Source organism: Novosphingobium sp. HII-3 (assembly GCF_002916655.1).
Lineage (GTDB): Bacteria > Pseudomonadota > Alphaproteobacteria > Sphingomonadales > Sphingomonadaceae > Novosphingobium > Novosphingobium panipatense.
In genome coordinates this window covers 38,789-57,017 of the sequence record NZ_PPSM01000025.1, presented here as the reverse complement: position 1 = coordinate 57,017, position 18,229 = coordinate 38,789, and the positions used below count along the sequence as shown (strand labels likewise).

Annotated in this window: 14 protein-coding genes; 7 read left to right on the top strand and 7 right to left on the bottom strand. The window is 65.3% G+C overall.

The window, feature by feature from the left end; genetic code table 11:
• Window positions 1-113: 113 nt before the first annotated feature.
• Genes metH through C2R25_RS10020 form a run of 5 tightly spaced genes read right to left on the bottom strand, consistent with a single transcriptional unit; the run spans window position 114 to window position 6,295 of the window.
• Window positions 114-2,801 (bottom strand): methionine synthase, encoded by a 2,688-nt coding sequence (gene metH / locus C2R25_RS10040; protein WP_103729049.1) that lies wholly within the window; start codon window positions 2,799-2,801, stop codon window positions 114-116.
• Window positions 2,802-2,822: 21 nt separating this feature from the next.
• Window positions 2,823-3,341 carry a GNAT family N-acetyltransferase gene (locus C2R25_RS10035; RefSeq protein ID WP_103729048.1) on the bottom strand — a complete coding sequence of 173 codons (519 nt, stop codon included), beginning with the start codon at window positions 3,339-3,341 and terminating at the stop codon, window positions 2,823-2,825.
• A 7-nt stretch (window positions 3,342-3,348) separates the two neighbouring features.
• A complete protein-coding gene (locus C2R25_RS10030; protein WP_103729047.1) occupies window positions 3,349-4,395 on the bottom strand; it encodes a homocysteine S-methyltransferase family protein in 1,047 nt (348 codons plus the stop codon).
• Complete coding sequence (gene metF / locus C2R25_RS10025; protein WP_103729046.1) at window positions 4,392-5,297, bottom strand: methylenetetrahydrofolate reductase [NAD(P)H]; 906 nt, start codon at window positions 5,295-5,297, stop codon at window positions 4,392-4,394. Before metF ends, C2R25_RS10030 begins: the two co-directional genes overlap by 4 nt.
• A complete protein-coding gene (locus C2R25_RS10020; protein ID WP_103729045.1) occupies window positions 5,297-6,295 on the bottom strand; it encodes a metalloregulator ArsR/SmtB family transcription factor in 999 nt (332 codons plus the stop codon). Before C2R25_RS10020 ends, metF begins: the two co-directional genes overlap by 1 nt.
• Window positions 6,296-6,463: 168 nt before the next feature.
• Here C2R25_RS10020 and C2R25_RS20710 point away from each other — a divergent pair, with 168 nt between their 5' ends.
• The 3 genes from C2R25_RS20710 to C2R25_RS10010 all read left to right on the top strand — a co-directional run bounded on the left by C2R25_RS20710 (window position 6,464) and on the right by C2R25_RS10010 (window position 9,448).
• The gene (locus tag C2R25_RS20710; protein WP_199183806.1) at window positions 6,464-6,637 is read left to right on the top strand and encodes a hypothetical protein; all 174 of its coding nucleotides are present in this window, start codon (window positions 6,464-6,466) and stop codon (window positions 6,635-6,637) included.
• A 207-nt stretch (window positions 6,638-6,844) separates the two neighbouring features.
• Complete coding sequence (gene gltX / locus C2R25_RS10015) at window positions 6,845-8,176, top strand: glutamate--tRNA ligase (RefSeq protein ID WP_103729044.1); 1,332 nt, start codon at window positions 6,845-6,847, stop codon at window positions 8,174-8,176.
• 243 nt (window positions 8,177-8,419) lie between these two features.
• Window positions 8,420-9,448 (top strand): aspartate-semialdehyde dehydrogenase, encoded by a 1,029-nt coding sequence (locus C2R25_RS10010; protein WP_103729043.1) that lies wholly within the window; start codon window positions 8,420-8,422, stop codon window positions 9,446-9,448.
• Window positions 9,449-9,501: 53 nt separating this feature from the next.
• Here the strand turns inward: C2R25_RS10010 and C2R25_RS10005 are convergent, their stop codons facing one another.
• Together C2R25_RS10005 and C2R25_RS10000 are read right to left on the bottom strand one after the other, a co-directional pair.
• A complete protein-coding gene (locus C2R25_RS10005) occupies window positions 9,502-10,281 on the bottom strand; it encodes a 3-hydroxybutyrate dehydrogenase (protein ID WP_103729042.1) in 780 nt (259 codons plus the stop codon).
• A 51-nt stretch (window positions 10,282-10,332) separates the two neighbouring features.
• Entirely contained in the window at window positions 10,333-13,086 is a 2,754-nt protein-coding gene (locus C2R25_RS10000; protein WP_103729041.1) for a [protein-PII] uridylyltransferase, read from the bottom strand.
• A 167-nt stretch (window positions 13,087-13,253) separates the two neighbouring features.
• On the opposite strand from C2R25_RS10000, the gene lgt reads away from it, so the two are divergent.
• The 4 genes from lgt to C2R25_RS09980 all read left to right on the top strand — a co-directional run bounded on the left by lgt (window position 13,254) and on the right by C2R25_RS09980 (window position 18,226).
• On the top strand, window positions 13,254-14,150 hold the full coding sequence (lgt, locus tag C2R25_RS09995) for a prolipoprotein diacylglyceryl transferase (protein ID WP_103729040.1): 897 nt from the start codon (window positions 13,254-13,256) through the stop codon (window positions 14,148-14,150).
• On the top strand, window positions 14,150-15,196 hold the full coding sequence (locus C2R25_RS09990) for a class I SAM-dependent methyltransferase (RefSeq protein ID WP_103729039.1): 1,047 nt from the start codon (window positions 14,150-14,152) through the stop codon (window positions 15,194-15,196). The genes lgt and C2R25_RS09990 overlap by 1 nt, the downstream gene beginning before the upstream one ends.
• A 175-nt stretch (window positions 15,197-15,371) precedes the next feature.
• Window positions 15,372-16,823, top strand: coding sequence for a pitrilysin family protein (locus tag C2R25_RS09985; protein ID WP_103729038.1), 1,452 nt, complete (start codon window positions 15,372-15,374; stop codon window positions 16,821-16,823).
• 11 nt (window positions 16,824-16,834) lie between these two features.
• A complete protein-coding gene (locus C2R25_RS09980; protein ID WP_103729037.1) occupies window positions 16,835-18,226 on the top strand; it encodes a pitrilysin family protein in 1,392 nt (463 codons plus the stop codon).
• The last annotated feature ends 3 nt before the right edge of the window (window positions 18,227-18,229 follow it).

Here is an 18,229-nt window from a genome sequence, read left to right as displayed (position 1 = left end):
CGCCCGAGGTGGAAACCGTGGAAGCGCGATTTCCGCCATTTTGATGCCGTCGCGGGCCGCGCTTTCGATCAAAAACGGCCACGCGCCGCCTTTCGGCGGCAGATGGCCGGGGCTCAGTCGAGGTTGGGGCGCAGCCAGCGTTCGGCGGTTTGCAGGTCCACGTCCCGGCGGGCTGCGTAGTCCTCCAGCTGATCGCGGCCGATGCGGGCCACACCGAAGTACTGGCTTTCGGGGTGCGCGAAGTAGAAGCCCGAAACGGCCGCTGTGGGCAGCATGGCCTGGCTTTCGGTCAGAACGATGCCCGCATTGTCCTGGGCCTTGAGCAGATCGAACAGGATCGGCTTCAGCGAGTGGTCCGGGCAGGCCGGGTAGCCGGGCGCCGGACGAATGCCCCTGTACTCCTCGCGGATGAGCGCCTCGTTGGTGAACTGTTCGTCCGGTGCGTAGCCCCACAGGGTCGTGCGAACATGGCTGTGCAGGCGCTCGGCGAAGGCTTCGGCGAAGCGGTCCGCGAGGGCCTTGAGGAGGATGTCCGAATAATCGTCATGCGCGGCCTTGAAACGCTCCAGATGCGGCTCGATGCCGTGAATGGCGACGGCGAAGCCGCCCAGCCAGTCGCCCTTGGCGTCAATGAAGTCCGACAGGCAGAAGTTTGCCCGTCCGCGCGACTTCTTGAACTGCTGGCGAAGGAACGGAAGGCGGATGAAGTCCGGCCCTTCGGCAATCCCGAGCTCGACCGCGTCGTAGATCACCTGCGGATCAAGCGAGCCGGTGCTGACCACGACATCGTCGCCGTGGCGTGCCGCCGGCCAGAAGGCGCAGACGCCCCTCGCGGTCAGCCACTTCTCGTCGATAATGCGGGCAAGCATGGCCTGCGCATCGGCGAAGAGACTGCTGGCGCTTTCGCCGACCACGTCGTCTGTAAGGATCGCCGGGTAGTTGCCCGCCAGTTCCCACGCGCGGAAGAACGGCGTCCAGTCGAACGTTTCCACCAGCTCGCGCAGGTCCCAATCGTCGAAGACGTGCAGCCCCGGTTCGACCGGTGCGGGCGGCTTCTGCGAGAAGTCCGTCGGGAACGCGTTGGCGCGCGCTTCCGCGAGCGGCAGCAGGTCGCTCTGGCCCTTGCCTTCGCGCGCTTCACGGACCTTGGCGTACTCCAGCGCGACTGAGGACTTGAAGCCTTCCGCCTGCGTGTCCGACAGAAGCTGTGAGGCGACGCCGACCGCGCGGCTGGCGTCGAGCACGTGAATCACAGGGCCTTCGTAAGCGGGATCGATGCGCAGCGCGGTGTGTACCTTCGACGTGGTCGCGCCGCCAATCATCAGCGGGATGGTCATCCCGGCGCGCTGCATCTCCTCGGCCACGGTCACCATCTCGTCGAGCGAGGGCGTGATCAGACCGGAAAGCCCGATGATATCCGCCTCATGCTCCTGCGCGGCTTCGAGGATCTTGGTCCAGGGCACCATGACGCCCAGATCGATCACTTCGTAGCCGTTGCACTGCAGCACCACGCCGACGATGTTCTTGCCGATATCGTGGACGTCGCCCTTCACGGTGGCCATGATGATCCGGCCCTTGGCTTTGGTGCCGGCGTCCTTCTCCGCCTCGATAAAGGGGATCAGGTGCGCGACCGCCTTCTTCATGACGCGAGCCGACTTCACGACCTGCGGCAGGAACATCTTGCCGCTGCCGAAGAGATCGCCGACGACATTCATGCCGCCCATCAACGGCCCTTCGATCACTTCGATCGGGCGCCCGCCACGCGCCGCGACCGCAGCACGCGCTTCCTCCGTGTCCTCGACGACGTAGGCGTCGATGCCTTTGACGAGGGCGTGCTCCAGCCGTTTGGTGACATCCCAGCCGCGCCATTCCTCGGCGGCCTTTTCTTCCGCCTTGTCCTTCCCCTTATAGCTTTCCGCCAGTTCGATGAGGCGCTCTGTCGAGGTCTTGCCGTCTTCACCCACGCCCGGGCGCCGCATCATGATGACGTCTTCGCAGGCCTCGCGCAGGGCCGGGTCGATCTGGTCGTAGACATCGAGCTGGCCCGCGTTCACGATGGCCATATCGAGGCCGGCCGGGATCGCGTGGTAGAGGAAGACGGAGTGCATCGCGCGGCGCACCGTCTCGTTGCCGCGGAAACTGAACGAGAGGTTGGACAGGCCGCCCGAGAAATGGACGTGCGGGCACGCCTTGCGGATTTCCACTACGGCCTCGATGAAGTCGAGGCCATAGCGGTCGTGCTCCTCGATGCCGGTGGCGACCGCGAAGACGTTGGGGTCGAAGATGATGTCCTCGGGCGGGAAGCCGATCCCGGTCAGCAGCTTGTAGGCGCGGGTGCAGATCTCGATCTTGCGTTCACGGGTGTCCGCCTGGCCGGTCTCGTCGAAGGCCATGACGACGACGGCGGCGCCGTAATCCATGCAGAGGCGGGCCTGTTGAAGGAACTGCGCCTCGCCTTCCTTCATGGAGATCGAGTTGACGATCGGCTTGCCCGACACGCACTTGAGGCCCGCCTCGATCACCTCCCACTTGGAGCTGTCGACCATCACCGGCACGCGGGCGATGTCCGGTTCGGCCGCGAGCAGCTTCAGGTACGTGGTCATGGCCTCGACCGCGTCGAGCAGGCCTTCGTCCATGTTGACGTCGATGACCTGCGCACCGTTCTCGACCTGCTGGCGCGCCACTTCGACGGCGGCAGGGTAGTCGCCCGCCATGATCAGCTTCTTGAACCTGGCGGAGCCGGTGACGTTGGTGCGCTCGCCGATGTTGACGAAGCGGGAGCCGGAATGGGAGACGGTCATCTGTTTTGTATTCTCTTCGGATCAGAGAGTGCGGGCGAGCACGAAGTCGTCATAGGTCTTGCCGCCCACGTCGAACCGGCGGGTGCCGACGGTCTCGAACCTGTGCTTGGCATAGAAGGAGATGGCGCGGTGATTGTCGTCCTTGACGCCGAGCAGCAGCCGGGCGTGCCCCTTCGCCTCGGTCACGACAGCCTGCATGAGAGCGCTGGCGATCATCGAACCCTGGAAGCGGGACAGCAGATAGATGCGCTTAAGCTCGACGTCGCCTTCGGTGGCGTGGTCGATCTCAGGTTCGCACATGAGGGCGTAGCCGACCGGCGCGCCGCCGGGTTCGATCTCGGCAAGCCAGGCTTTCGCGCCTTTTGAAAAGTAGTCGAGATAGGCCTTGGCGCAGTGCTGCTTCAGGCAATGCGCGATGAGGGCCGCGCCGTCGATCATCCCCGCGAAACTTTCGAGGAAGGTCGCCGCGCCGACAAGCGCAAGCGCATCGGCATCGGCCGGCCCGGCAGGGCGGATGCGCCAGATGGGTATCTCGTTCACGAGAACCTCAGGCCGCCATCGTGAAGGGTTCAAGCCCGGCAAGTCGCGTCACCGGACTGAGGTTGGGGATCGGGCGGGGCGCCATGCCCGCCACTTTCCGCGCAATGGCCGCGATGTGCGCCGGGGTTGAGCCGCAGCAACCGCCCAGCACATTGACCTGCCCCGCGACCGCCCACTCGCCGACGAAACCAGCCGTCGTATCCGGCATCTCGTCGTAGGCGCCAAGCTCGTTCGGAAGCCCTGCGTTCGGATAGATCATGATCAGCGTGTCGGCGATCTCCGACAGCGTCTTCACGTGAGGACGAAGCTGCGTGGCGCCGAAAGAACAGTTCAGCCCGATCGTGATCGGACGCGCATGGCGGACGGCATGCCAGAACGCCTCGACTGTGTGGCCGGAGAGATTGCGCCCGGACAGATCGGTCAGCGTCATCGAGAGCATGATCGGCACTTCGCGGCCGAGGTCCTTTTCCAGATGGCGCACGGCCATGATCCCGGCCTTGGCGTTGAGCGTGTCGAACACGGTCTCGATCAGGATGAAGTCCGCCCCGCCCTCGACGAGCGCGGCGGCCTGTTCCTTGTAGACGTCGACCAGCGTGTCCCAGTCTATCTCGCGATAGCCCGGATCGTTCACGTCGGGGCTGAGGGAGAGCGTCTTGTTGGTGGGGCCGATCGCGCCGGCCACAAAGCGCGGGCGGCCGTCCTTCGCCTGAAATTCGTCAGCAAGGCGGCGGGCCAGCCGGGCGGATTCCATGTTGATCTCGCGGACGAGATGCTCGGCTCCGTAATCGGCCTGGCTGATGCGGTTCGCGGAGAAAGTGTTGGTCTCCGCGATGTCGGCGCCCGCCTCGAAGTAGGCGCGGTGAATGGCTTCCGGCACTTCGGGCTTGGTCAGCGCGAGGATGTCGTTGTTGCCCTTCTGCTCGTGAGTGAGGCCGAGATCACCGGCGTAGTCGGCTTCCGAAAGCTTCCAGTTCTGGATTTCGGTGCCGAACGCGCCATCGGTGATGAGGATTCGCTTGGCCGCTTCGGCGAGAAAGGTTTCACGCGCGCTCATGCGCAAGGCTCCTTGGGACGCAGGCCGAGAAGCTGGCAGATCGCGTAGGCCTGCTCGGCGCGGTTGAGGGTGTAGAAATGGAAGTCGCGTACGCCGCCCTCGTAGAGGCGCTTGCACAGGTCCGCGGCGGCGACCGCCGCGACGAGTGCGCGAGGGCCGGGGCGCTCGTCCAGTCCGTCGAACATCGTTTCCAGCCAGCCGGGAATCTCGGTGTTGCCGCTCATCCGTCGGATGGCCGAGAAGCTGGTGACCGGCATGATTCCCGGCAGAACCGGCGCGGTGATTCCTGCGGCGAGCGCTTTGTCGAGGAACCGGAAGTACGCATCGGTGGAGAAGAAGAACTGTGTGATCGCGCGGTTGGCGCCCGCGTCGAGCTTGCGCTTCAGATTGTCCAGATCAAGCTGCGCGCTCACCGCCTCGGGGTGCGTCTCGGGGTAAGCGGCGACGGATATGTCGAAGTCATGCCGGGCCTTGATGCCCGCCACCAGTTCGGCGGCGCTGGCGTAGCCTTGCGGATGCGGTACGAAGCGGCCGCCATCGGTCGGCGGCGGATCGCCGCGCAGGGCAACGATGTGCCGCACCCCTGCGTCCCAGTACTGGTCCACGACTTCCGCGATCTCGTCCTTGCTCGCCGCGACGCAGGTGAGGTGGGCGGCGGGGACGAGCGCGGTGTCCTTTACGATCCGCGCCACCGTCGCGTGAGTCCGTTCACGCGTGGAACCACCGGCGCCGTACGTCACCGAAACGAAGCTGGGCTGAAGCGGCGCAAGCTGGGTGATGGCCTGCCAGAGCTGCTCCTCCATCTTCTCCGACTTGGGCGGAAAGAACTCGAAGGAGACGGAAATGTCTCCCGGTAGGCCTGCAAAAAGGGGCGCCTCGGCCGGTCGTTGAGCAGCAGTCATCAGAGTGTCTTTCGGTTCTCGTCGGCGGTCGCGACGGGGCGGGCGGTTACACCATCGCGCCGGGCAGTCCAGATCTTAACGGTCAGGGGGCTGCCGGGCAGGGCGACGGGTGAGGTGGGGGTGAGGCCGGCGGCAACAAGGTGAGCCAGCATCTGCTCGTCCGAGAAACCAAGGCGCGCATGAGCGTGCCGTTCGCGTAACTCCTCCCGGTCATGCGCGGCAAGGTCGACGATGGCGATCCGGCCGCCGGGGCGCAGCACGCGCGCGGCCTCGCCAAGCACGATGCCGGGATCCTGGGCGTAGTGCAGCACCTGATGGAACAGCACCGTGTCGAACGCATCCTCCGAAAAGGGAAGGGCGGTGAAGTCCCCCTGCACCAGGTCCACCTTCTCTGCCGGAAGGTCCTGGAGCCGTGCCCGGGCGATGCGCAGCATCTCGGGGCTCTTGTCGAGCGCGGTAACGCGACCTGCGCGCGCGGACAAAAGCTGCGCCATGCGACCGGTGCCGGTGCCGACATCCAGAAGTCCGCCGAGGGATTCGCCCTCGAGAGCCGAAAGGAGGGCGTCCTCGACCGGCTCGTCCGCGCCGTGGAGCCGCCGCAGGGTGTCCCATTCCGCCGCATGACGTGCAAAATAGGCCTGCGCGCTTGCCTCCCGGCCGGCGCGGATCGCCGCCAGATGGCGGCGGTCCTCTGTGCATCGTGCGGCAAACTGCGTGTCATCCCGCTCGGCGAGCGCGAGCAGCTGGGCTGCCGCGCTGCCCATCGAGGGAACGTCGCTTTCGCTCACGGCGCTGCGAAGGAAGACCCAGCTCCCTTCCTTGCGTCTCTCCGCCAGCCCTGCATCGCACAGGATCCGGATGTGCCGCGAGACACGCGGCTGGCTCTGTCCGAGTACCTGCGCAAGCTCTCCGACCGCGAGTTCCATGTGCGCCAGCAGACGCATGATGCGCAGGCGCGTCGGCTCAGAAAGAGCTCTCAGGAGGGGGTCGATCCGCATCGGCAATCATATAAAGATATCTTTATATGTGCGCAACCCTTAGGAAATCCGCGGATTCGCGTGTGTTTTATTCCTATTTGCGTTGCACCATTGTCTCGTCTAAAGAATGGCGCAGCAGGCTTGCCTGCAAGCGTTGGCCTGTGCGCCAAACAATGCAAGGGGATTCGCATGAAGAAGATTGCTTTCGCCGCGTTCGCGTCGGTTGCCGCTCTGTCGCTCGCTGCTTGCGGCGGTGAGCCCACCACCGAAGCAACCACCGATTCGGTTGAGACCGCTCCCGAGGAGCTGATGACCGGTGACGCCACCGACGTGCCGACCGAGGCTGCGACCGAGGCGATGTAATCGGCGTGGGGACTCGGCACTTGCTTCGGCGTGCCGGTCCCCGCCGCTTTCCGGTCCGGGTCCACACCGGAATGATGGAAAGACCGTTTGACGACGGACAGAAAACCCTCCCGACCGGGAGGGTTTTTTGTATCTGCAGGGCACGGTGATCGGCCCGGTAGCGTGGCGAAATTGACCTGCCGCGCAGGGGCTCCTAATCGCACCGGCATGACCGTAACGCGCTTCGCTCCTTCGCCCACCGGCCACCTGCACGTGGGCAATATCCGCACCGCTTTGCACAACTACCTGCTGGCAAAGCAGGCGGGCGGGCGCTTTCTCCTGCGCATCGACGACACAGATGCCGCACGTTCCCGCGAACACTATGTGGACGCGATCCGCGCCGATCTGGCCTGGCTGGGCCTCGAACCGGAAGGCGAGGAGCGGCAGTCGCAGCGTTTCGCCATCTACGAGGAAGCCTTTGCCCGGCTGGAGGCCGCAGGACGGGTCTATCCGTGCTGGGAAACGCCGCATGAGCTGGAACTGCGTCGTAAGGTCCTGCTGGGGCGCGGTCTGCCGCCGATCTACGATCGCGCCGCGCTCAAGCTGACATCGGAAGAAAAGGCCGCGAAGATGGCGGCGGGGGAGTTGCCCCACTGGCGCTTCCTGCTCGACCATGACGAAGTCATCGAGTGGAACGATGGCATTCGCGGTGTGCAGAAGTTCGATGCCGCACAAATGAGCGACCCTGTCGTGCGACGCGCCGACGGTTCGTGGCTCTACATGCTGCCTTCCGTGATCGATGACGTGGCAATGGGCGTGACGCACATTCTTCGCGGCGAGGATCACGTCTCCAACACCGCGGCACAGGTCCAGATGTTTACCGCCCTTGACGCCAAGGTGCCGGACTTCGCACACGAAGCGCTTCTGGTTGGAACCGAGGGCAAGCTTTCCAAGCGGCTGGGATCGCTGGGCGCGGCGCATTTCCGCGACGCGGGGATCGAGCCTGCTGCCCTGGTGGCGCTCCTGGGGCGGCTTGGCACAAGCGATCCGGTCGATCCGGCGCTGGGCCTGAACGAGTTGGCCGCCGCTTTCGACCTCTCGCGCTTCGGCCGGGCTCCCGCCCGCTTCGACGAAGCCGAACTGGAGCGTGTGAACGCTGCGGTCGTGCATGGCCTTCCGTTCAGCGCCGTTGCGAACCGCCTGCCCGAGGGAATGGATGCGGCTGCATGGGATGCCATTCGCCCTAACCTCGGCCGTGTGGCTGATGCCGGTGACTGGTGGGCCGTGGTAACCGGGCCCGTGGCCGCTCCCCCCTTCGGGGACGAGGATCGTGCGTTCTGCGCGCAGGCAGCCGAGGCACTGGCCGGTCTAGGCTGGGACGATGGCGTCTGGAAGGCACTGACCGGCACCCTCAAGGACCGGACCGGGCGCAAGGGCAAGTCGCTGTTCCTGCCGCTGCGTCAGGCGCTTACGGGCATGGACCACGGGCCTGACATGAGCGCAATGCTGATCCTGATCGGTCGCGAAGAGGCGCTCCGGCGCCTGTGCGCTGCGGCGTGAGATTCGACGGCGCAATTTAATGGCGGTTTACAGCGCGGGTACTTGCCGCTAATGGCGCCGACATGTTCGCAACGCCGATCATTATTACCACCTCGAAACCCGCCGCATCAGCGCGGTGGGTGTCGACGGTGTGCATGATCTGAACGCACACACGGACACTCACCCCGCACCGGCAGGCGGGGTTCTCTTCAGGATCGAGAAAAAGACCTCGCGCTGCTCCCCGAAGTAGGAGACGCATAGGTCATGGTTCATAAGTTCGCTCCCGGTCAGAAGCTCAACGTCGGCGTCGTCGGCGCGACCGGCCTCGTCGGCACGATGATTCGCGAAATTCTTGCCGAGCGGAACTTCCCGATCGGCCAGCTTCGTCTTTTCGCCTCCGCCCGCTCCGCCGGCAAGGAGATCGACGGCGTCGTCGTCGAGGACGCCGCGACAGCCGACTACGCCGGTCTCGACGTGGTGCTGTTCTCCGCTGGCGGTTCGACTGCAAAGGCGATCGCGCCCAAGGCGGCAGCCGCCGGTGCCATCGTGATCGACAATTCCTCCGCCTTCCGCTCCGACCCGGACGTGCCGCTCGTCGTGGCCGAAGTGAACCCGCACGCGCTGGCCGACCTGCCCAGGCGCATCATCGCCAACCCGAACTGCACGACCATGGCCGCCATGCCGGTGCTGCGTCCGCTGCATGACGAGGCGGGGCTGAAGCGCCTCATCGTTTCCACCTACCAGGCGGTGTCGGGCGGCGGGCTTGAGGGTATCGACGTGCTGGCCCGACAGATCGAACACGTGGGTGACCGCACGCGTGATCTGGCCGCCGGTGATGCGGCGGCGCTGCTTCCGGAAGCGGAAAAGTGGGCGGTGCCGATGGCGCACAACGTGGTGCCGCTGAACTACGTCTACGCCGAGGATGGATATACCGAGGAAGAGATCAAGCTGCGCGACGAAAGCCGCAAGATCCTGGAGATCCCGGAACTTCCGGTGTCCGGTACTTGCGTGCGCGTGCCGGTCTTCACCGGGCACTCGCTCTCGATCAATGCTGAGTTCGAGCGACCGATCAGCGTCGAGCGAGCACTTGAACTGCTGGCCGCGGCGCCGGGCGTCGTGGTGACGGAAGTTCCCAACCCGCTGGACGCAACGGGCAAGGACCCGGTCTTCGTCGGCCGCGTGCGTCGCGATCCGGGCGTGGAGAACGGCCTGGCGCTGTTCCTGTCGAACGACAACCTGCGCAAGGGCGCCGCGCTGAACGCGGTTCAGATCGCCGAAGCGCTGATCGGCTGACGGCTTGAAGGCGCGCGTCCGGTGGGCGCGCGCCGTTCTTTCATGAGCCCGGCTTACTCCATGAACCAGCCATGGCTCGCCACCAGGGACTGGCCGGTGAGGGCGTTTGTCGGGAAGCTGGCGAAGAACAGGGCCACCTCGGCGATGTCGTCGACCGTGGTGAACTCGCCATCGACGGTCTGGCCGAGCATGACGCGCTTTACGACGTCTTCCTCGGTGATGTTCAGTTCCTTCGCCTGCTCCGGTATCTGCTTGTCGACCAGCGGCGTGCGCACGAAGCCGGGGCAGATCACGTTTGTGCGAACACCTTTCTTGCCGCCTTCCTTGGCGATCACGCGCGACAAACCGAGCAACCCGTGCTTGGCCGTCACGTAAGCGCTTTTGAGGGGGCTCGCCTCCTTGGAGTGGACCGAACCCATCAGGATGATCGAGCCGGATCCTTGCGCGTACATGTGCGGGAGGACGGCCCGGGACGTGAGAAAGGCGCCGTCGAGGTGGATCGCCAGCATCTTCTTCCAGTCGGCGTAGGAGAAGCTTTCGACCGGATTGACGATCTGGATGCCGGCATTCGAGACGAGGACGTCCACCGTGTTCCAGGCCTCCACCACCCGGGCGACGCCTTCGTTGACCTGGTCCTCGCTGGTGACATCCATCGCGACGGCCATGGCCTTCCCGCCCGCAGCCCGGATCGCGTCGGCCGCGCGTTGCGCTGAGTCTCCGTGGAGATCGGCAATCGCCACTCGCGCGCCTTCGGCGGCGTACCTCTCAGCGATGGCCTTGCCGATGCCGCTTGCCGCGCCGGTAACGAGGCAGACCTTGTCTTCAAGCTTCATGCTTCTTCTCCGTTGGAGGAACTGGGGCTCGGGCTGTTCGCCGGAACGTATTCAGGCCGCCGCCCCTTCAAGCGACGGTTCGCTGGCCGCTTCAAGCAGGCGACGCTCGATCATGCGTATGCGAGTGGGGGCGGTGACCTTCTCTCCCAGCAGATCCGTCACGTAGAAGGTGTCTGCGGCCCGCTCGCCGTAGGTGGCGATGTGAGCGGAGTGAACCATCAGCTTGGATTCGAACAGGGCATGAGCGAGGCGGTTGAGCAGGGCCGGACGGTCGCGGGCATTGACTTCGATGACGGTGAAGCGGTTCGAGGCCTTGTTGTCGAACAGGACCCGCGGGCGCACGTCGAAGGCGTCGGCGCGGGGGCGCGCATCGGGCTTGGCGACCAGTTGCGGCAGGATCTTGATGCGGTTCGCCAGCGCGTTTTCGATCGTCAGTTCCAGCCGTCGCAGCTGGGCATATTCCATGAACGGGCGGCCGAGCGGATCCTGGACAAGGAAGTTGTCGACGGCGCGGCCGGACTTGGTCGTGTGAATGCGCGCATCGATGATGTTGCCGCCGGCCAGATGGATGCCACCGGCAATACGGTAGAACAGCCCCGGATGGTCGGAGGCGATCACGGTCACCAGCGTCGCACCGCGCGCGGGGTAGTATTCGGTTGCGATCGAGAGCGGCTGGTCGTCCAGCGCCGCGAGCTGCACGAGGTTGCGTGCGATGACATCCTCGGGCTCCGCGATCCAGTAGGCGTCGTTGAACGTGCCGCCCACCTGTTCAATCAGCGCGGCGTATTCCGTGCCCAGCGCCTGCACCGTCATCTTCTTCGCCTCGACCCGCCTCGGGCGCCCGAATTCCGCGTGGCCGAGGCGCAGGCGCTCCTCCGCCGCGCCATACAGCGACGCGATCAGCTGTCGCTTCCAGGAGTTCCAGGTGCCGGGGCCGACCGCGCGAATATCGACGATGGTCAGCACAGTGAGCTGGCGCAGCCGGTCCACTGACTGCACCACTTCCACGAAGTCCGTGATCGTCTTGGCGTCCGACAGGTCGCGCTTGAAGGCGGTGGCCGAGAGCAGCAGGTGCTGGCGTACAAGCCAGGAGACAAGCTCCGTCTCTTCCTCGTTGAGACCGAAGCGGGGGCACAGCTTCCGGGCGATCTCCGCGCCGAGGATCGAGTGGTCGCCGCGACGCCCCTTCGCAATGTCGTGAAGCAGGACGGCCACGTAAAGCGCGCGCCGTGAGCGGATCTTGTGGATGATCTCGTGGCTGAGCGGATGATCGCCGATCAACTCGCCTTTCTCGATGCGGGACAGGAGGCCGATCGCCCGAATGGTGTGCTCGTCCACCGTGTAGTGGTGGTACATGTCGAATTGCATCTGCGCGTTGACGCGGCCGAATTCGGTGACGAAGCGCCCGAAGACGCCGGCTTCGTTGAAGCTGCGCAATGCCGCTTCCGGGTTCCGGCGGCTGGTCAGCAGCTCCATGAACAGGTCGTTGGCGCGCCGGTCGTTGCGCACCTCGTCACGGATCAGGGCGGCGTCCCTGGAAATCAGGCGCAGCGTCTCGGGATGGATCTCCAGCCCCTCCCGCTCGGCGAGGACGAAGATCTCGATCATTCGCACCGGATCCGTCGCGAACCAGTCGTCCGAAGGAGCCCGCAGCCGCCCGCCGAAGACCTTGTAGCCGCGCAGCAGGCGTTCGCGCGCGCGGAACCCGGCAAGCAGGCCGCGAGGCTGGCGCTTGGCGAACTGCTCGTCGAGCTGGGCGAGGAACACTCCTGTCAGGTTGCCCACAACTTTCGCCTGAAGGAAGAACATCTGCATGAAGCGTTCGACCGCGCTTTTGCCGGGCCGGTCCGAGAAGTTCATCCGGGCCGCGACTTCGCGCTGCATGTCGAAGGTCAGGCGATCCTCGGCCCGTCGGGTGATGGTGTGCAGATGGCAGCGCACGGCCCAGAAGAAGTTCTCCGCCCGACGGAAGGCGCGATACTCCCGCTGGGTCAGCAGGCCCACGTCCACCAGCTCGGCGGGCGAGCGGACCTTGTGGATGTACTTGCCGATCCAGTAGAGCGTGTGGAGGTCGCGCAGCCCGCCCTTACCTTCCTTGATATTGGGCTCGACCACGTAGCGGCTGTCGCCCATGCGCTTGTGCCGCTCCTCGCGCTCGGCCAGTTTCTCAACCACGAACTGGCGCTCCGTGCCTGACACGACGTCGCGCCAGAAGCGCTGGCGCACCTCTTCGTAGAGCTCCTGATCGCCCCAGACGTAGCGCCCTTCCAGCATCGCCGTCCGTATCGTCAGATCCGCTTTCGACATGCGAACCATATCGTCGATCGAGCGGCTGGAATGGCCGACCTTCAGCGACAGGTCCCACATGAAGTACAGCATCGCCTCGATGACCTGCTCACACCACGGGGTCTGCTTGATCGGGGTGAGAAAGGCGATGTCCACGTCCGAGTGCGGCGCCATTTCGCCCCGGCCATACCCGCCGACTGCCATGATCGTCAGGCGCTCGCCCTTCGACCTATTGCTGGCGGGATAGACGTTTGCGACGACGTGGTCATGAACGACACGGATCAGCTGGTCGGTGAGGAACGCCTGCGCCTCGGCGACCTCGTGTCCGGCAGAGGGCTTTTCCACCAGGCGGCGAGCGATTTCCTCGCGGCCGTCTTCCAATGCACCGCGCAGCAGTTCCACAATGGCCCTGCGGCCCTTCACCGCGCCTTGCGCGGCCACAACCGCGTCAATCCGGGAAACGAGGTCCCGTCTGTCGATGACGGATCGGGGGGAGGGGATTCGAATGACGCTGCGCATAGAGCCTTGATCTAGTGACTGGCGCTGCCCAGGGGAAGCGGGGGCAAGTGTACGCAGTAGCGCACGAAAATGAATTGGCGGCTACCATCGCGTGACAGGCTATGCCAGAAGCCGCAGACAGAAGGCCGTCCGGCCTGCCAGGACATGAACCACGCGAGGTCCATCACTTGTCTCTGACAATGCTTGCCGCTGCCGCCAGCGAAGCCGCCGAACCGATTTACTGGGTCAATCTCGGTCTCAAGAATTACCTGTTCCGCATCGGCAGTTTCGAACTTCGCTGGTACTCGCTGGCTTATCTCGCCGGCATCGTGCTGGGGTACTGGCACCTCAGCCGCATGATCAAGGCTCCCGGCGCACCGCTTGCCCAGCGGCACGCGGATGACCTCTTCTTCTACTGCACGATCGGCATCATTCTCGGTGGCCGGCTCGGCTACGCCACCTTCTACACTGGCGGCAGCTCCGAAATACCAAGCCTGTGGGCTCATCCCGCCGAACTTCTGAAGCTGTGGCACGGCGGCATGAGCTTCCACGGCGGCTTGATCGGCGTCATCCTCGCAATGGCCTGGGTCGCGTGGCGCAACCAGCTGAACTTCGTGCGCGTCGCGGACTACATCGCCGTCTGTGTGCCGTTCGGGATGCTGTTCGGCCGCCTTGCCAACTTCGTGAACGGCGAGTTGTGGGGCCGCGTCGCTCCCAACTCCGTGCCTTGGGCCATGGTGTTCCCGGATGCCGGGCCGCTTCCACGCCATCCCAGCCAGCTCTACGAGGCGGCCCTGGAAGGCGCGCTGATGATCGTGGTCATGCTCGCGCTGTTCTGGAAGAGCCGTGCCCGCTATCGTCCCGGCCTGCTCGTCGGCGTATTCACGGTGGGCATCGCATCCGCCCGCTTCCTGGTCGAATTCTTCCGCGAACCGGATGCGCAGCTCCAGCGCTTCGCGCAGGCGACCGGCCTCTCGATGGGACAGTGGCTCACGGTTCCGTTGATCCTGCTCGGCCTGTTCCTGGTCGCGCGGGCGCTCGGCCGTCCGGAGCTGTCCATGCGGCGCCCCATCGAGATCACCTGATGACGCAGTCACCGCTGGCGGCGGTGTTTCGCCGGCTGATCGCCATTGGCGGGCCCATTTCCCTGCAGCAGTACATGGGCGAATCGAACGCCCGCTACTACGCCGGGAAGGATCCGCTTGGCGGCGCGGGTGACTTCATCACTGCCCCCGAGATCAGCCAGATGTTCGGCGAACTCATCGGGTTGTGGCTGGTCGACATCTGGTCGCGTGCCGGAGCACCGGCGGAGGTACACTACGTCGAGCTGGGCCCCGGCCGGGGCACGCTGGCCCGCGACGCGCTGCGGGTCATGCGAAGGCAGGGGCTGAATCCGACGGTTCATCTGGTCGAAGGGTCCGCGGCCCTGCGCCAGGTGCAGGCGGGGATCGTGCCTGATGCACGCTGGCACGACGATCTCGACACTCTTCCCGACGATGCGCCGCTGCTGCTGGTTGCCAATGAATTCCTGGACGCGCTGCCGGTGCGTCAGATGGTCAGGACGGCCGAAGGATGGCGTGAACGCATGGTGGGCCTTCGGGACGACCGGTTCGTGCCGGTCGCCGGCGACCGGCCGATGGACGCCGCCGTTCCCGAGCGCTGGCGCGATGAGCCCGAGCAGACGCTCATCGAAACCTGTCCCGGTGCGGCTGCGGTGGTCGACGAAGTCGCGCGGCGCCTGCAGGCGCAGGGCGGCACGGCCCTGCTGATCGACTACGGCTATGCCGAACCCCGAACCGGATCCACGCTGCAGGCAATTCGCGCGCACCGGAAGGTCGATCCCTTTAAAATGCCGGGTGAGGCGGACCTTACCTGTCTGGTCGACTTCGCCGCGATGAAGGATGTGGCGCTGGCGAACGGGGCGCGTCATCTCGGTACGGCCACGCAGGGGGATTTCCTGCGCGCGCTCGGCATCGAAATGCGTGCGGCCCAGCTCAGCGCTGCCGCTCCCGATCATGCCGAGGCGATCGCGACGGCTCGGGATCGCCTGATCCAGCCCGAGCAGATGGGCGAGCTGTTCAAGGTCATGGGGCTTGCGGGGCGAAACTGGCCAGCCGGCGCAGGGTTCTGATCGCGTCCGGCGCTCGGGTCCGGTAGCGGCGCGGATCGCCTGCAGATCGATGATTGTAATCCGTTGAGCGCTGGCTAGTCTGGTTTCGTCGCAAGGCTGCGGACCGGGCCGAGGACGTCCGGACGGGGCCGGGCGCCGTTCGATCAACAGGGACTTTCGGGGAGAACACATCGCCATGAAACTCGGCATCTACCGAGCCGCCTTCCTTGCGGCCGCATCACTGGCGGCGGTGATCGCCCCCGCAGCGTCGGCGGCGCCCGGGGCCGTTGCAGCCATGTCTCCCGCAAAGGCTGAGGTGCCGGTCGAGTATCACAAGCTCGCCAATGGCCTGAAGGTCGTCATTTCACCGGACCGCTCCGTGCCTACCGCAACCATCGGGGTCTACTACGGCATCGGCTTCCGCCTTGAACCGCGCAATCGCACCGGATTTGCGCACCTGTTTGAACACATGATGTTCCAGGGCTCAAAGAACCTCGGTAAGGCGGAGTTCATCGGGCTGGTGAACGCCAACGGCGGTGTGCTGAACGGATCCACCCGGTTCGACTTCACCAACTACTATCAGGCGATCCCCAGCAACACGACCGAGACGTTCCTGTGGGCCGAGGCGGACCGAATGAAGGGCCTCGCCATCACGCAGGAGAACCTCACCAATCAGCAGGGTGTGGTGAAGAACGAGGTCAAGGTGAATGTCCTCAACCAGCCCTACGGCGGCTTCCCCTGGCTGGACCTGCCCCAGCTGGCCAACACCAACTGGTACAACGCCCATAACTTCTACGGTGACCTGAAGGAGATCGACGCGGCCACCCTGGGCGACGTACAGCAGTTCTTCAACGAGTACTACGCGCCGAACAATGCCGTGCTGGTGGTCGCTGGGGACGTCAACCCGGCGCAGGTGATGGGCTGGGTGGAGAGGTACTTCGGCCCGATACCGGCTTCCAGGAATCTCCAGTTCCCCGACATCTCCGAGCCTCGCCAGACGCAGGAGAAGCGCGCGGTCAAGACCGATGCGCTCGCTCCGCAGCCGGCGCTGGCCTGGGCCTATCACGTCCCGCCCAAGAACACACCCGAATGGGCGGCGATGCGGCTGATCGACCTGATGCTGATCCAGGGCGCCGACAGCCGTCTCACCAAGGTGCTGGTCAACGAGAAGGGCTACACCGGCAACGTCTCGGGCGGGATCAACTGGCCGCTGGGCAGCCCCTACGACTACAACGGCCCGATGCTCTGGTCCGGAACGTTGATCCATGGCGCCGACGTGACGGACGACGCTATCCTCGCGGATGTGGATGCCGTGGTGAAGGATCTGCAGGATAACCTCGTCAGCGCCACGGAACTGAACCGTGCCAAGACCAAGGCCCGCTCCGAGCTCTACGATACCTTGGGAGACGGTTACCGCTTCGGCCTCGTCAACCTGCTCGCCAGCTTCGCATTGTTCGATGACGATCCGGGACGCATCAACCGGCTGGAGGCGGAGATCGGTCAGGTCACGCCCGAACTGATCCGCAAGACGGCGCGGGAATACCTGCGGCCCACCAACCGCACGATCATCAGCCTGAAGCCGGGCGCGGTCGCACCGAGCGGCGAGGCCACTGCGGTCCCCACCGCCACCACCACCGCCACGAAGTGAAGGAGCGAACGATGAAGAAGATCCGCAATCTCGTCCTTCCGCTGGCGGCGCTGGCGATCGTCGCCACGCCTGCCTTGGCGCGGGAGACGCCGCCCGCCGCCGCCCCTGCCAAGCCCTTTGCGCTCCCGCCCCTCACCGAACTGACGCTTCCCAACGGCATGAAGGTGACGATGGCGCAGCACGGCAACGTGCCGAAGGTGACGATCCTCGCCACCGTGCGGACCGGGAACATCGATGACGGACAGAATGTATGGCTCGCCGATCTGACCGGCACCCTCATGCAGAAGGGTGCGGGGGGACGCGATGCCAACCAGCTGGCCGAGGTCGCAGCCGGCATGGGCGGCAATCTCTCCCTGACGACGGGGCCGGATTCGACCTCCGCGATGATCGACGTCCTCAGCGACTCGGCACCGGCCGCCATCGGTCTGGTGGCGGACGTTCTGCAGCGGCCGGATTTCCCGGCCTCGGAACTGGAAAAGGTCAAGGCGGATCTGGGCCGTACGCTGACCGTGGCGAAATCCACCCCCGGCTCGATCGCGTCCGAAGCGTTCGCGGCGGCGCTTTACCCGAACCACCCGTACGGGCGCACTTTCCCTACCGCGCAGCAGCTTTCGGGCTACACGCTGGATCAGGTGAAGGCGTTCCACAAGGCAAACTTCGGTGCGACCCGCACGCACCTCTACGTGGTCGGGCGGTTCGATCCGGCAACTGTTCGCGCGGCCGTGGAGAAGGCGTTCCAGGGCTGGATGCCCGGCGCCCCACCGACGCAGGTGGCGGCTCCCCCTGCACCGCCCGCCAAGGTCGTCCTCATCGACCGGCCCGGAGCGCCGCAGTCGACCGTCTGGATCGGCAAGCGCGTGGACCAGCAGGGCTACGATGTCGATTTCCGGGCAGCCAGCACGCTTCTGGGGGGCTACTTTTCCTCACGCATCACGCGCAACATCCGTGAGGACAAGGGGTACACCTATTCGCCCGGAGCGGCGCTGGTGCAGCGTGTGCAGGGCACCAGCTGGGTGGAGGATGCGGACATCACCGCCGAATCGACCGGACCAGCCATATCGGAGATCTACAAGGAGATCCGGGTGATGCAGGACACGCTGCCCACGGATGCCGAAGTGCAGGGGATCCGCAACTACATGAACGGCACCTTCGTGCTCGGCCTGTCTTCGCGCGATGGACTGGCGATGCGGCTCTCCACCCTCGACGTACTGGGTCTTGGCGCCGACTACCTTGACGGCTTCGTCGGCCGTACCAATGCCCTGACGGCGAGCGACTTCCAGACGGCGGCCAAGCGGGAGCTTGCCGTAGACGGCCTCAGCGTGGTTGTGGTCGGCCCCATGCAGAGCGTGCGGCCCCAGCTTGAAAAGGTTGCGCAGATCGCTCCGGAGCTGCCGAAGAAGTAGCCC

Excerpts from the sequence above, each read along its gene's own strand:
- metH (WP_103729049.1), bottom strand. The coding sequence starts at position 2,801 with ATGACCGTCTCCCATTCCGGCTCCCGCTTCGTCAACATCGGCGAGCGC.
- C2R25_RS10030 (WP_103729047.1), bottom strand. The coding sequence starts at position 4,395 with ATGAGCGCGCGTGAAACCTTTCTCGCCGAAGCGGCCAAGCGAATCCTC.
- metF (WP_103729046.1), bottom strand. The coding sequence starts at position 5,297 with ATGACTGCTGCTCAACGACCGGCCGAGGCGCCCCTTTTTGCAGGCCTA.
- C2R25_RS10020 (WP_103729045.1), bottom strand. The coding sequence starts at position 6,295 with ATGCGGATCGACCCCCTCCTGAGAGCTCTTTCTGAGCCGACGCGCCTG.
- C2R25_RS20710 (WP_199183806.1), top strand. The coding sequence starts at position 6,464 with ATGAAGAAGATTGCTTTCGCCGCGTTCGCGTCGGTTGCCGCTCTGTCG.
- gltX (WP_103729044.1), top strand. The coding sequence starts at position 6,845 with ATGACCGTAACGCGCTTCGCTCCTTCGCCCACCGGCCACCTGCACGTG.
- C2R25_RS10010 (WP_103729043.1), top strand. The coding sequence starts at position 8,420 with ATGGTTCATAAGTTCGCTCCCGGTCAGAAGCTCAACGTCGGCGTCGTC.
- C2R25_RS10005 (WP_103729042.1), bottom strand. The coding sequence starts at position 10,281 with ATGAAGCTTGAAGACAAGGTCTGCCTCGTTACCGGCGCGGCAAGCGGC.
- C2R25_RS10000 (WP_103729041.1), bottom strand. The coding sequence starts at position 13,086 with ATGCGCAGCGTCATTCGAATCCCCTCCCCCCGATCCGTCATCGACAGA.
- C2R25_RS09990 (WP_103729039.1), top strand. The coding sequence starts at position 14,150 with ATGACGCAGTCACCGCTGGCGGCGGTGTTTCGCCGGCTGATCGCCATT.
- C2R25_RS09985 (WP_103729038.1), top strand. The coding sequence starts at position 15,372 with ATGAAACTCGGCATCTACCGAGCCGCCTTCCTTGCGGCCGCATCACTG.
- C2R25_RS09980 (WP_103729037.1), top strand. The coding sequence starts at position 16,835 with ATGAAGAAGATCCGCAATCTCGTCCTTCCGCTGGCGGCGCTGGCGATC.